This window comes from Streptomyces sp. NPDC015144 (assembly GCF_043079735.1).
GTDB lineage: Bacteria > Actinomycetota > Actinomycetes > Streptomycetales > Streptomycetaceae > Streptomyces.
This window is the reverse complement of record NZ_JBIBUU010000002.1, coordinates 24207-37962: the sequence shown is the minus strand read 5'-3', so window position 1 is coordinate 37962 and position 13756 is coordinate 24207. Positions and strand designations below refer to the sequence as shown.

Annotated in this window: 13 protein-coding genes; 11 read left to right on the top strand and 2 right to left on the bottom strand. The window is 70.8% G+C overall.

What is annotated here, in order from left to right:
• The first annotated feature begins 157 nt into the window (after positions 1-157).
• From mshD to pstB, 11 genes are all read left to right on the top strand, one after another.
• The gene (gene mshD, locus ACF08W_RS04190) at positions 158-1081 is read left to right on the top strand and encodes a mycothiol synthase (protein ID WP_392278361.1); all 924 of its coding nucleotides are present in this window, start codon (positions 158-160) and stop codon (positions 1079-1081) included.
• Between the two features lie 123 nt (positions 1082-1204).
• The gene (locus ACF08W_RS04185) at positions 1205-1612 is read left to right on the top strand and encodes a GntR family transcriptional regulator (protein ID WP_392278360.1); all 408 of its coding nucleotides are present in this window, start codon (positions 1205-1207) and stop codon (positions 1610-1612) included.
• Positions 1612-2508 (top strand): ABC transporter ATP-binding protein, encoded by an 897-nt coding sequence (locus ACF08W_RS04180; RefSeq protein WP_392278359.1) that lies wholly within the window; start codon positions 1612-1614, stop codon positions 2506-2508. The genes ACF08W_RS04185 and ACF08W_RS04180 overlap by 1 nt, the downstream gene beginning before the upstream one ends.
• Positions 2505-3455 (top strand): ABC transporter permease subunit, encoded by a 951-nt coding sequence (locus tag ACF08W_RS04175; protein WP_392278358.1) that lies wholly within the window; start codon positions 2505-2507, stop codon positions 3453-3455. Before ACF08W_RS04180 ends, ACF08W_RS04175 begins: the two co-directional genes overlap by 4 nt.
• 285 nt (positions 3456-3740) lie before the next feature.
• Positions 3741-5993 carry an RNA degradosome polyphosphate kinase gene (locus ACF08W_RS04170; protein WP_352278907.1) on the top strand — a complete coding sequence of 751 codons (2253 nt, stop codon included), beginning with the start codon at positions 3741-3743 and terminating at the stop codon, positions 5991-5993.
• Positions 5980-6966 (top strand): CHAD domain-containing protein, encoded by a 987-nt coding sequence (locus ACF08W_RS04165; protein WP_392278357.1) that lies wholly within the window; start codon positions 5980-5982, stop codon positions 6964-6966. Before ACF08W_RS04170 ends, ACF08W_RS04165 begins: the two co-directional genes overlap by 14 nt.
• Entirely contained in the window at positions 6963-7403 is a 441-nt protein-coding gene (locus ACF08W_RS04160; RefSeq protein ID WP_392278356.1) for an NUDIX hydrolase, read from the top strand. The genes ACF08W_RS04165 and ACF08W_RS04160 overlap by 4 nt, the downstream gene beginning before the upstream one ends.
• A gap of 185 nt (positions 7404-7588) precedes the next feature.
• Positions 7589-8725 carry a phosphate ABC transporter substrate-binding protein PstS gene (pstS, locus tag ACF08W_RS04155; RefSeq protein ID WP_352278902.1) on the top strand — a complete coding sequence of 379 codons (1137 nt, stop codon included), beginning with the start codon at positions 7589-7591 and terminating at the stop codon, positions 8723-8725.
• Positions 8726-8901: 176 nt separating this feature from the next.
• Positions 8902-9897 carry a phosphate ABC transporter permease subunit PstC gene (pstC, locus tag ACF08W_RS04150; RefSeq protein WP_366298556.1) on the top strand — a complete coding sequence of 332 codons (996 nt, stop codon included), beginning with the start codon at positions 8902-8904 and terminating at the stop codon, positions 9895-9897.
• Entirely contained in the window at positions 9894-10979 is a 1086-nt protein-coding gene (pstA, locus tag ACF08W_RS04145; RefSeq protein WP_352278899.1) for a phosphate ABC transporter permease PstA, read from the top strand. Before pstC ends, pstA begins: the two co-directional genes overlap by 4 nt.
• A 28-nt stretch (positions 10980-11007) precedes the next feature.
• Positions 11008-11784, top strand: a complete 777-nt coding sequence (gene pstB, locus ACF08W_RS04140) for a phosphate ABC transporter ATP-binding protein PstB (RefSeq protein WP_352278897.1) — start codon at positions 11008-11010, stop codon at positions 11782-11784.
• 184 nt (positions 11785-11968) lie between these two features.
• Here the strand turns inward: pstB and ACF08W_RS04135 are convergent, their stop codons facing one another.
• Entirely contained in the window at positions 11969-12967 is a 999-nt protein-coding gene (locus ACF08W_RS04135) for an inorganic phosphate transporter (RefSeq protein WP_352278895.1), read from the bottom strand.
• Between the two features lie 5 nt (positions 12968-12972).
• A complete protein-coding gene (locus tag ACF08W_RS04130; protein ID WP_352278893.1) occupies positions 12973-13593 on the bottom strand; it encodes a DUF47 family protein in 621 nt (206 codons plus the stop codon).
• Between the last annotated feature and the right edge of the window lie 163 nt (positions 13594-13756).

The window sequence follows — 13756 nt, the reverse complement described above, 5'->3', positions numbered from 1 at the left end:
GGGGGGCGACCGTCCGTCAGACGGCGCGCACGGTACGTACGGAGTGGCGCGCGCGGGCGGCCCCACCGGTCCGGTCGACTGAACCCGGGGGCCGACCGTACCCGCCGTGCCCGCCGGGGCCGCCCGGTGCCAGGGCCGTCGCCGTACGCTCGTAGCCATGACGACTGACGCAGCTCTTCCCGCCCCCGGCCGTGAGATCCGGACGCTCGACGTGCTCTCCCCCGAGGAGGCGGAGGCCGTATCCGAACTGCTCGCCGAGGCGGCCCGGTCCGACGGCAGGCAGGCCGTGTCCGAGCAGGGGCGGCTCCAGTTGCGGGGCGGGCGGCGCGAGGGGGTCCGGCATCTGCTGCTGACCAGCGGTCCCGACCTGGTGGGGTACGCCCAGCTGGAGGACACCGACCCGGTGGAGGCGCCGGCCGCCGAGCTGGTCGTGCACCCCTCGTACCGGGGGCAGGGCCACGGGCGGGCGCTGGGCGCGGCGCTGCTCGCCACCACGGGCAAGCGGCTGCGGGTGTGGGCGCACGGCGGGAAGTCCGCGGCGCGCCATCTCTCGCAGGTGCTGGGGCTGGCGCTCTTCCGTGAACTGCGCCAGCTTCGGCGGCCGTTGACCTCACTGGACATCGCGGAGCCGGTGCTGCCGCCGGGCGTCACCGTCCGCACCTTCGTGCCCGGCGAGGACGACGCGGCCTGGCTGGAGGTGAACCGCGCCGCCTTCGCCCACCACCCGGAGCAGGGCTCGCTGACCCAGCGCGATCTGGACGACCGCAAGGCGGAGCCCTGGTTCGACCCGAAGGGCTTCTTCCTGGCCGAGCGGGACGGCGAGCTGATCGGCTTCCACTGGACGAAGGTGCACGCCGAGGAGCATCTCGGCGAGGTGTACGTGGTCGGCATCCGGCCCGACGCGCAGGGCGGCGGCCTCGGCAAGGCGCTCACCGCGATCGGGCTGCGCCACCTCGCGGCGGAGGGGCTGCCGACCGCGATGCTCTACGTGGACGCGGACAACAAGGCGGCCCTCGCGGTGTACGAGCGGATGGGGTTCACGACCCACGAGGTGGACCTGATGTACCGCACGGAGTCCTGAGCCCGGGTCGGCGGGTACGGCGCGGGGCCCTGAGCCCTGGTCAACCCCTGACGGGGCGGCGTCCCTTGACGCCGCCCCTTTCTTACGTCACCCTTTCACTACTCAATTAGTGAAAGGGTGAATATGGCAGAGTCCGCAGCGGTCGAGTACCGCATCGACCGGCGTAGCGGCATCGCCACGTACCTCCAGATCGTCCAGCAGACCAAACAGGCGCTCCGCCTCGGCCTGCTGAAGCCCGGTGACCGCCTGCCCACCGCACGCGAGGTCGTCGAAGCCACCGCCATCAACCCGAACACCGTCCTCAAGGCGTACCGGGAGCTGGAGCGCGAGGGCCTCGTCGAGGGGCGGCGCGGGCTCGGCACCTTCGTCACCCGGGGCCTCGGCGGCGCGGCGGCCGCCGACGACGCGCCGCTGCGCGCCGAGCTCGCCGACTGGACCCGCCGGGCCCGCGCGGCCGGGCTGGAGAAGGACGACGTGAGCGCGCTCTTCACCGCCGTACTGGACAGCACATTCGAGGGGGATCGAGCCTGATGACAGGCGTTGCGATCGAGGCCGACGGCCTCGGTGCGAAGTATCGGGGCGGGGCCAGGAAGTGGGTGCTCCGCGACTGCTCGTTCCGGCTGCCCGCGGGGCGGGTGTGCGCGCTCGTCGGGCCCAACGGGGCGGGCAAGTCGACCCTGCTCGCCCTCGCGGCCGGGCTGATGCGGCCCTCGGTGGGTTCGGTGCGGGTGCTGGGCGGTACGCCCGCCGAGGCGCGGACCCGGATCGGCTTCGTGGCCCAGGACAAGCCGCTGTACCCTCAGTTGACGGTGGACGGGATGCTCAGGGCGGGGGCCGATCTGAACCCCGCCACCTGGGCCCCGGAGACCGCCGAGCGCATCGCCGGTGACCTGCCGCGCAAGGCCCGGGTCCGGCAGCTCTCCGGCGGCCAGCGCACCCGGCTCGCCCTGGCCCTGGCGCTCGGCAAGCGGCCCGAACTGCTGCTGCTGGACGAGCCGATGGCCGATCTCGACCCGCTCGCCCGCCAGGAGCTGATGGGCGCGCTGATGGCGGAGACCGCCGAGCACGGCACCACCCTCGTGATGTCCTCGCACCTCCTCACCGAACTGGAGGGCGCCTGCGACCACCTGCTGCTCGTCGACGGCGGCCGGATCCGGCTCGGCGGCGGGACGGACGACCTGCTCGCCGCGCACACCCTGCTCACCGGCCCGGTACGGGACACCGCGCCGCACACCGCCGTCGAGTCCCGCACCACGGGACGGATACAGACCACCCTGATACGGAGGGAGGGCCCGGTGGACACCGGAGTCTGGCAAACCGCGGAACCCTCGCTGGAGGAACTGCTCCTCGCCCACCTGCGCTCGCCCGAGGCCCCCGCGCTGCTGACGCCGGACGCCCTGCCTTCCGGGGAGGTGGCGGCCCGATGAGCGCCCTCGCCCTGAGCGGCCCGGTCCGGGTCACCCTGCGCCAGCACCGTACGACCCTGTGGACCGTCGGCGCGCTCGCGCTCGCCGGGATCGCCGCCGTGGTCATCGCCTGGCAGGTGGTGGCGTCGGCCACCGACACGTTCGCGGACACCGGCTGCTCGGTCAGCAAGGTGACCCACGGCTGCGGCATCGCCGTCCGCCACTTCCTCAGCGTCGGGTTCTACTTCCACCGGCTGCTGGAGTACTCCGGGCTGGTCATGATGCTGCTGCCCGCGTTCGTGGGCATGTTCGTGGCCGGCCCGATGGTCGCCCGCGAACTGGAGAGCGGCACGTTCCGGCTGTCCTGGAGCCAGGGGATCTCGCCCGCGCGCTGGCTGGCGGCCAAGCTCGCGGTGCCCGCCGTGGCAACGGTCGCCGGGGTCTCGGTCCTCTCGGCCGTCTGCACCTGGGCCGTGCCGCGGGCCGACCGGACGCAGTACCCGATGGAGACGTACGACCGCACCGTGTACGGCGCCACGGGCACCGTCCCGGTCGGCTACACCCTGTGCATGCTGGCCCTCGGCGCGCTGGCCGGGCTACTGCTGCGGCGCACCGTCCCGGCGATGATCGCCACCGTGATCGCGTACGCCCCGCTGACGGCGCTCCTGAACCGGGTGCGGGAAGATCTCTGGCCGACCGTCCGCACCACCGAGAACCAGTGGTTCAGGGACAACACGACCTGGCTGGTCGACTCGGAGACGCTCACCGCGTCCGGGAAGCCCCTGGACCCGGCGGTCTGCGGGGAACCCGGCGCACCCGCCGCGTGCAAGGGCGCCGTCGCCTACGTCGACTACCACCCGCTCGCGCACTTCTGGCCGCTCCAGCTCGTCGAGACCGGCATCCTGCTGGCCGTGGCGGCCCTCGCCGTGGCGCTCGCGTTCCGGGTGCTGCGCGGTCTGCACGCCTGACGCCGGTGCGGTACGGGCACGCCCCCGGGCGCCCGTACCGCACCGCGCACCGCTTCCTGCACGTCATGTCGCCGTTACCAGCCATTCAGACGGGCTTGCGAACCTCTGGCAATGCAGCCAGCTGTGCCGACCCCCCGCAACGGGAGGAAACCCGGCAACGGGAGAACCCCCGGCAAGGGACGGACGGGCGAAACCGCTCTCCTGTCCCCCACGGCCCCCACGAACCCCGTGAACCCCGCCCCTTCCGACGCGCCTACCGAGCCGTCCGCGCGGAAGAATGGGGCCATGAGCCAGCAGCCCAGCTCCGAGGTAACGGTCCAGCCCGCCACGCAGCCGTCGGTCGGCTCGCTCGCCGCCCAGCGGCCGCGCGCCGTGGCCTCCGCGTCCGGCTCCGCCGCCCTGTCCACCGCGGCCGACCTGGACCCCGACATCGACGCGGACGCCGACGCGTACGAACCCGACGTCGACGGCGACGAGCTGCCGCACGACCGCTTCCTGGACCGGGAACGCAGCTGGCTCGCGTTCAACGAAAGAGTGCTGGAACTGGCCGAGGACCCGGCGACCCCCCTCCTCGAACGGGCGAATTTCCTCGCGATCTTCGCCTCGAACCTGGACGAGTTCTTCATGGTCCGGGTGGCCGGTCTGAAGCGCCGCATCGCCACCGGGGTCGCCACCCGGTCCGCCTCCGGGCTCCAGCCCCGCGAGGTCCTGGACCTGATCTGGACCCGCTCGCGCGAGCTCATGGCCCGGCACGCCGCCTGCTACCAGCAGGACGTGGCCCCCGCCCTGTGCGACGAGGGCATACAGCTGATCCGCTGGCCCGAGCTGACCGAGAAGGAGCAGGCCCGGCTCTTCACCTTCTTTCGGCAGCGCGTCTTCCCCGTACTGACCCCGCTCGCCGTCGACCCGGCCCACCCCTTCCCCTATATCTCGGGGCTCTCGCTCAACCTCGCCGTCGTCGTGCGCAACCCGGTCAGCGGCCACCGCCACTTCGCCCGGGTCAAGGTGCCGCCGCTGCTGACCCGCTTCCTGGAGGCGTCGCCGCAGCGGTACGTGCCCATCGAGGACGTCATCGCCGCCCACCTCGAAGAGCTCTTCCCCGGCATGGAGGTCCTCGCCCACCACATGTTCCGGGTCACCCGGAACGAGGACCTGGAGGTCGAGGAGGACGATGCGGAGAACCTTCTCCAGGCCCTGGAGAAGGAGCTCATGCGGCGCCGCTTCGGCCCCCCGGTCCGGCTGGAGGTCGAGGAGTCCATCGACCCGTACGTGCTCGACCTGCTGGTCCGCGAGCTGAAGGTGTCCGACGCCGAGGTCTACCCGCTGCCCGGCCCGCTCGACCTGACCGGGCTCTTCGGCATCGCCTCGCAGGACCGGCCCGAGCTGAAGTACCCCAAGTTCATCGCCGGCACCCACCGCGACCTCGCCGAGGTCGAATCCGCCTCCCCGCCCGACATCTTCGCCGCGCTGCGCGAACGCGACGTGCTCCTGCACCACCCGTACGACTCGTTCTCCACCTCCGTGCAGGCCTTCCTGGAACAGGCCGCGAGCGACCCCGACGTCCTCGCGATCAAGCAGACCCTGTACCGGACCTCCGGCGACTCCCCGATCGTGGACGCCCTGATCGACGCCGCCGAGTCCGGCAAGCAGGTCCTGGTGCTCGTGGAGATCAAGGCCCGCTTCGACGAGCAGGCCAACATCAAGTGGGCCCGCAAGCTGGAGGAGGCCGGCTGCCACGTCGTCTACGGCCTCGTCGGGCTCAAGACGCACTGCAAGCTCTCGCTCGTCGTCCGGCAGGAGGGCGACACCCTGCGCCGCTACTCCCACGTCGGCACCGGCAACTACCACCCCAAGACGGCCCGGCTCTACGAGGACCTCGGTCTGCTGACCGCCGACCCGCAGGTCGGCGCGGACCTCTCCGACCTCTTCAACCGGCTCTCCGGATACTCCCGCCGCGAGACCTACCGCCGTCTCCTGGTCGCCCCCAAGTCCCTGCGGGACGGGCTGATCGCCCGGATCGACAAGGAGATCACCCACCAGCGGGCCGGGCGCACCGCCTACGTCCGCATCAAGGTCAACTCGATGGTCGACGAAGCGGTCATCGACGCCTGCTACCGGGCCGCCATGGCCGGGGTGCCGGTGGACATCTGGGTGCGCGGCATCTGCGCGATCCGCCCCGGCGTCCCCGGCCTCTCCGAGAACATCCGGGTCCGCTCGGTCCTGGGCCGCTTCCTGGAACACTCCCGGATCTTCGCCTTCGGCAACGGCGGCGAACCCGAAGTGTGGTTCGGCAGCGCCGACATGATGCACCGCAACCTCGACCGCCGGATCGAAGCACTGGTCCGGGTCACCGACCCCGCCCATCGCGCCGCGCTCAGCCGTCTCCTGGAGACCGGCATGGCCGACACCACCTCCTCCTGGCACCTCGGTCCCGACGGGAACTGGACCCGGCACGCCACGGACGCGGACGGACGGCCGCTGCGGCACGTACAGGAAATGCTCATCGACGCGCGGAGGCGCCGGCGTGCGACGCCATGACCACCAGACGACGACCCAGGCGGACCTTACGGCGGGCGCCGTCCTCGCGCCCTACCTCCAGGAACAGGCCGCCGAGTTCCTGCGCAGCCTGCGCCTGCACCGCGAGAACAGCGCCCCCACGGACGCCGGTGCCCAGGCCGCCGAAGCGCTGCGCCGATCCTCGCGCCGGATCGGCGGCACCCTGCACACCTTCCGGGCGGCCCTGGACACCGCCTGGGCCGAGCAGCTCCGTACCGAACTGGCCTGGCTCTCGGGCACCCTGGCCCGGGAACACGCCTACGCCACCCGGCTCACCCGGCTCCTCGAAGCGCTGCACACCCTGTCCGGCGCCCCGCTGCCCGCCGCCCGCAAGGGCTCGGGCGACTCCCCCGACAAGGAGCGCGCCGCCCTCGGCGTCGGCGCCGCCCGCGCCGGGGCCCTGCTGGAGCGCCAGCTGACCCTCGCCCGGACCCGGGCCCACTCCGCCGCCCTCCAGGCGCTCGGTTCCTCCCGCTTCCACGCGGTGGCCGACGCCGTGGCGCTGCTCGCCTCCGAGGTGCCGCTCGCCCCGGCGGCGGCCGCCCCGGCGGAGGAGATGCTGCACGGCCCCGCCGACCGGGCCGAGCAGCAGCTGCGGGACACCGTCGCGGCGCTCCCCTCCGGCGGCCACGCGGCCCAGCCGTACAACGAGGCGCAGGACGCGCCGTGGCACCGCACCCGGCTCCTGCTGCGGCTCCACCGGTACGCCCACGAGGTGGTGCGGGGCGCCCCCGATCCGGTGCTGGCCGCGCCGGGGCGGGCGCTCGACCTGCACCGGGACGCCTCGGAGGCGGCCGCGGCGGCGGCCTCCGCGGCCCGCACCCCGCGGATCGCCCCGGCCACCGCGTACGCCCTGGGAGTGCTCCACGCCGACCAGCGCCATGCGGTGGAGGCGGCCCGGGGCGTGTTCCGGACGAGCTGGCCGTACGCGGTGGCGGCCGCGGGCGCGCCGTGAGCGGTCCCACGAAGAACGGGACCGGGAAGCCGGTGCGGGCCGCCGGGTGCGTGCTGTGGCGCCGTACGGACTCCGGCGGGCTGGAGGTCTGCCTGGTGCACCGGCCGCGTTGGGCGGACTGGTCGCACCCGAAGGGGAAGCTGAAGCGCGGCGAGTCCGCCCTGGCGGCCGCCCGGCGCGAGGTCCTGGAGGAGACCGGGCAGCGCTGCGTGCCCGGCGCCGCGCTGCCCACGGTCCGCTACACCGTCGGGGACCGGCCCAAGGAGGTCGTCTACTGGGCCGCCGAGGCGACCGGCGGCGCTTTCGTGCCCGGCGACGAGGTCGACCGGGTCTGCTGGCTCGCCCCGGCGGCGGCCCGTGCGCTTCTCACCCGGGAACGCGACCGGGAGCTGCTGGACGCCCTGCTCGCGACCCTGGCGGACACGCCCGGCCCCTGACCCGGCCGGAACCGCGCCGCCCCGCACGGTTCACCTCCCGTTCACTCTCCCCCGTAGGCCGCTTCACCTGGTCTGCCTAACTTCGTCAGTGCACGGTGCGCGGCGCAACGGCCCGGCACCCACCCAACGCACGCCGTCGTAAGAACCAACAAGACCTCGGCGGCTCCTGGAAGGAACACCCGAAAGTGAAGCTTCAGCGCAAGAACCGGCTTCGTGCCACCGCGCTCGGTGCCCTCGCCGTCTCCAGCGCCCTGGTCCTCACGGCGTGCGGTTCGGACGACAACAGCGGTGGCTCGACCGGCGGCAACGGTGGCAAGACCAACGCCGCGTCGAACATCAAGTGCGACGACGCCAAGGGCCAGCTGCCCGCCTCCGGCTCCAGCGCGCAGAAGAACGCCATGGACCTCTGGGCCAAGAACTACATGGCCGGCTGTTCCGGCGTCGAGATCAACTACAAGTCCTCCTCCTCCGGTGAGGGCATCGTCGCCTTCAACCAGGGCACCGTCGGCTTCGCCGGCTCCGACTCGGCGCTGAAGCCCGAGGAGGTCGCCGAGTCGAAGAAGATCTGCAAGGGCGGCCAGGGCATCAACCTCCCGATGGTCGGCGGCCCGATCGCCATCGGTTACCACCTGGAGGGTGTCGACAGCCTGGTGCTGGACGCCCCCACCCTCGCCAAGATCTTCGACAACAAGATCACGAAGTGGAACGACCCGGCGATCGCCAAGCTCAACAGCGGCGCCAAGCTCCCGGACAAGCCGATCCAGGCCTTCCACCGCTCCGAGGACTCCGGCACCACGCAGAACCTCGGCAAGTACCTCGGCGCCGCGGCCCCGAGCGACTGGAAGTACGAGGCCGAGAAGAAGTGGCCGGCCCCCAAGGGCCAGGCCGCCTCCGGCTCCTCCGGTGTCGCCGCCCAGGTGAAGCAGGTCGACGGTGCGATCGGCTACTTCGAGCTGAGCTACGCCACCGACCAGTCGATCTCCACCGTCGACATCGCCACCGGTGGCTCCGCCCCGGTCAAGGCCACCTCGGAGAACGCCTCCAAGGCCATCGCCGCCGCCAAGGTCAAGGGCACCGGCAAGGACCTGGCCCTGGAGCTCGACTACACGACCAAGGCCGAGGGCGCCTACCCGATCGTCCTGGTCACGTACGAGGTCGTCTGCGACAAGGGCAACAAGGCCGAGACCCTTCCGACGGTCAAGTCCTTCCTGAACTACACCGCCAGTGACGAGGGCCAGAAGCTCCTCACCGAGGCCGGCTACGCGCCGATCCCGGCCGAGATCAACGCCAAGGTCCGCGAGACCATCGCCTCCCTCTCTTAACGACGAGGCACGGGTGACCCCGCGCACGTCACGCACGTAACACCCGCAACATCCGCAGGACCAGCGACACCCGGCGGACCGGTCCGGTACACCCTTCCGGACCGGTCCCGCCACCACCCATCCGGTGCACCGCCGCCAGGGGAGCCAGCCGCTCCCCCACACAGACCGGAAAGACCATGGCTTCCACCACACCGATAGACACGCCGCCGGCCCCGCCGGTGGCGCGCAAGCGCGCCGGGACCTCGTCCGGGCGCGTGGGCGACAAGGTCTTCCTGGGCCTCTCCCGGGGCTCGGGCATCCTGTTGCTCGTGATCATGGCGTCGATCGCCGTGTTCCTGACCTACCGCGCCTCGATCGCCATCTCGAAGAACGAGGGCAACTTCCTCACCACCTTCGACTGGAACCCGGCGGGCAGCCCGCCGGTCTTCGGCATCGCGGTCCTCCTCTTCGGCACCGTCGTCAGTTCGGTCATCGCGATGGCCATCGCCGTCCCCGTCGCCGTCGGGATCGCGCTGTTCATCTCGCACTACGCGCCGCGCAAGCTGGCCGCGCCGCTCGCGTACGTCGTCGACCTGCTCGCCGCGGTCCCGAGCATCGTGTACGGCATCTGGGGCGCGCTCGTCCTGGTGCCCTACCTCGAGGGCCTGAACCTCTGGCTCGACCAGTTCTTCGGCTGGACGTACGTCTTCGAGAAGACCGAGCTGGGCGTCGCCCGCTCCCTCTTCACCGTCGGCATCCTGCTGGCGATCATGATCCTGCCGATCGTGACCAGCGTCAGCCGCGAGGTCTTCCTCCAGGTCCCCCGGATGAACGAGGAGGCCGCCCTCGCCCTGGGCGCCACCCGCTGGGAGGTCATCCGCCTCTCGGTGCTGCCCTTCGGCCGCTCCGGCGTGATCTCCGCCTCGATGCTGGGCCTGGGCCGCGCGCTCGGCGAGACGATGGCCGTCGCCACGGTCCTGTCGCCGAGCTTCATCATCTCCGCGCACGTGCTCAACCCGGGCGGCGGAACCTTCGCCCAGAACATCGCCGCGAAGTTCGACGAGGCCAACGAGTTCGGGCGGGACGCCCTGATCGCCTCGGGTCTCGTGCTCTTCGTCCTCACCCTGCTGGTCAACGGCGCGGCCCGGCTGATCATCGCCCGCCGCAAGGAATACTCGGGGGCCAACGCATGAGCCAGGCAGCCAACACCGGCATACAGGAGCGGCCCGCCACGGCGGCGCCCGCCCGTACGAACAGCCTGAGCAGCCGGACGCTCCCCCGCTGGTCCCCCTTCGCCTTCGCCGCCGTCGCGCTCGTGCTCGGCGTGGGCACCGGCATCGCGGCCGGCTGGCAGAGCCGCACCCAGTGGGGTCTGTTCTCCGCCCTCCTCTTCGTCGTCGTCTCCTACGTCGTCACCTCGGTCGTCGAGAACCGCCGCCAGGCCAAGGACCGGCTCGCGACCAGCATCGTCTGGGTCTGCTTCCTGCTGGCGGTCGTCCCGCTCGCCTCGCTGCTGTGGACGACGATCAGCCGCGGCGCCGAGCGCCTCGACGGCTACTTCCTGACCCACTCCATGGCCGGTGTGCTCGGCTCCGAACCGACCGGCGGCGTCTACCACGCGCTGATCGGCACCCTGGAGCAGGTCGGCATCGCCACCCTGATCTCCGCCCCGGTCGGCATGCTGACCGCCGTCTACCTGGTGGAGTACGGCAAGGGGACACTGGCCAGGGCCGTGACCTTCTTCGTCGACGTCATGACGGGCATCCCGTCCATCGTCGCGGGCCTCTTCATCCTGTCGATCATGCTGATGACCAAGACCCAGCCGTCCGGTCTGATGGGTGCCCTGGCACTCGCGATCCTGATGATGCCGGTCGTGGTCCGCTCCACCGAGGAGATGCTGAAGCTCGTCCCGAACGAGCTCCGCGAGGCCTCCCTCGCCCTCGGCGTCCCGAAGTGGCGCACCATCCTGAAGGTTGTCCTGCCGACCGCGATCGGCGGCATCACCACCGGTGTGATGCTCGCGATCGCCCGTATCGCCGGTGAGACCGCGCCGATCATCCTGCTGGTCTTCGGAAGCCAGCTGATCAACCCCAACCCCTTCCAGGGCGCGCAGTCCTCGCTCCCCTTCTACATCTGGGAGCAGTACCGGGTCGGCACCGACCAGTCGTACGACCGTGCCTGGGCAGCGGCGCTGGTCCTGATCGCCTTCGTCATGATCCTCAACCTGGTGGCCCGCGGCATCGCCCGCTGGAAGGCCCCGAAGACCGGCCGCTGACCGCGGCACGAAAGAAGCAGTGATTCCGATGGCCAAGCGCATCGACGTCAGCGGACTGTCCGCCTACTACGGCTCCCACCTCGCCATCGAGGACATCTCGATGACCGTGGAGCCCCGCTCCGTGACCGCCTTCATCGGCCCGTCCGGCTGCGGCAAGTCCACCTTCCTGCGCACCCTGAACCGCATGCACGAGGTCACCCCCGGTGGCCGCGTCGAGGGCAAGGTGCTGCTGGACGACGAGAACCTCTACGGGCCCAACGTCGACCCGGTCACCGTGCGCCGCACGGTCGGCATGGTCTTCCAGCGCCCGAACCCGTTCCCGACCATGTCGATCTTCGACAACGTCGCGGCCGGTCTCCGGCTGAACGGCTCGTACAAGAAGAGCGAGCTCGCCGAGATCGTCGAGAAGTCGCTGCGCGGCGCGAACCTCTGGAACGAGGTCAAGGACCGGCTGAACAAGCCCGGCTCCGGCCTCTCCGGCGGCCAGCAGCAGCGGCTCTGCATCGCCCGCGCGATAGCCGTCGAGCCCGACGTGCTGCTGATGGACGAGCCGTGCTCCGCCCTCGACCCGATCTCCACCCTCGCCATCGAGGACCTGATCGGCGAGCTGAAGGAGCGCTTCACGATCGTCATCGTGACGCACAACATGCAGCAGGCGGCCCGCGTCTCGGACCGCACCGCGTTCTTCAACCTCGCGGCGGTCGGCAAGCCCGGCAAGCTCATCGAGATCGACGAGACGGAGCGGATCTTCTCCAACCCGTCCGTCCAGGCCACCGAGGACTACATCTCGGGCCGCTTCGGATAACCGCTCCACCCCGGCGGTACGGGGAACCCGGCCCACGCGCCGGACCCGTACCACCGGCACAGACGGCCTTGGGGTGCTGCATGGCGGTGCCACCGCAAGGCGAAGGGGCCGCCCCCACTCCCCGCGAAGGGAGTGGGGGCGGCCCCGTATGCGTCCGCCCGCGCGGGCCGTCGGCCGTCAGCCGTCAGCCGAAGAGCAGGTACACGACCCCGTAGCTCGCGGCCGCGACCAGCGCCGCGGCCGGCATCGTGATGAACCAGCCCATGATGATGTTCTTGGCGACGCCCCAGCGGACCGCGTTCACCCGCTTCGTGGCGCCCACGCCCATGATCGCGGAGGTGATGACATGCGTCGTGGAGATCGGCGCGTGGAACAGGAACGCCGAACCGAACATGATCGACGCACCCGTCGTCTCGGCGGCGAAGCCCTGCGGCGGGTCCAGCTCGATGATCTTCCGGCCGAGCGTCCGCATGATGCGCCAGCCACCGGCGTACGTACCCAGCGACAGCATCATCGCGCAGACCAGCTTCACCCAGACCGGGATCGGGTCGCTCGGGCTCTCGACATCGGCGATGACCAGCGCCATCACCACGATGCCCATCGTCTTCTGCGCGTCCTGCAGGCCGTGGCCGAGCGCCATGCCCGCGGCCGAGACCGTCTGCGCGATGCGGAAACCGCGCTTGGCCTTGTGCGGATTGGTCTTCCGGAACATCCACATGATCGCGACCATCACCAGATAGCCGACGACCAGACCGATGACCGGCGAGACGAACATCGGGACGACGACCTTGTCGATCACACCGTCCCAGTGGACCATCGTCCCGCCCGCGAGGGCCGCACCCACCATCCCGCCGAACAGGGCGTGCGAGGAGGACGAGGGCAGCCCGAAGTACCAGGTGACCAGGTTCCAGATGATCGCGCCGACGAGCGCCGCGAAGAGGATGCCCATCCCCTTGGAGCCCTCGGGCGTGGCGATCAGGCCCTCGCTGACGGTCTTGGCGACCCCGCTGCCGAGGAAGGCGCCCGCGAGGTTCATCACCGCGGCCATCGCCAGCGCCGCACGCGGCGTGAGCGCACGGGTGGAGACGGAGGTGGCGATGGCGTTCGCCGAGTCGTGGAAGCCGTTCGTATACGTGAAGCCGAGCGCGACCCCGATGGTCACGATCAGCGCAAAGGTGTCCACTGCGGTCAGGACTCCTTGACCGCGATGGTCTCCACCGTGTTCGCGACGTGCTCGAACGCGTCGGCCGCCTCTTCCAGCACGTCCACGATCTGCTTGAGCTTCAGCACCTCGATGGCGTCGTACTTGCCGTTGAAGAGATGGGCGAGCAGTTTGCGGTGGATCTGGTCGGCCTGGTTCTCCAGGCGGTTGACCTCGATCCAGTACTCGGTGAGATTGTCCATGGTGCGCAGACCGGGCATCGCCTCGGCGGTCAGCTCGGCCGCCCGGGCCAGAACCTCGATCTGCTGCGCGATACCGCTGGGGAGTTCCTCGATCTGGTACAGCACGACCAGGTCGACGGCCTCCTCCATGAAGTCCATGATGTCGTCGAGCGACGACGCGAGGTTGTAAATGTCCTCACGGTCGAACGGCGTGATGAAAGAGGAGTTCAGCTGGTGGAAGATCGCGTGGGTGGCATCGTCCCCCGCGTGCTCCGCTGCCCGCATGCGCTCCGCGATCTCGACTCGGGAGGCAGAGTCCGCCCCGAGCAATTCCATCAGGAGTTTCGAGCCCGTGACGATGTTGTCCGCGGACGCGGAGAACATGTCGTAGAAGCTCGTCTCCCTGGGGGTCAGACGAAAGCGCACGTGGGGTCCTCGGGGTGCTTTGGATTCGGTCAGGCTGATGCTAGGCGCATCATCCGGCCACGGCTAACCGGCGTTCTTCAGTGTCGCGCATCGGACACCACGATCAGCACGGACCCCCGGTCACGTTTCAGATGAATTCGTTAGGATATACCCACCAGGGGTA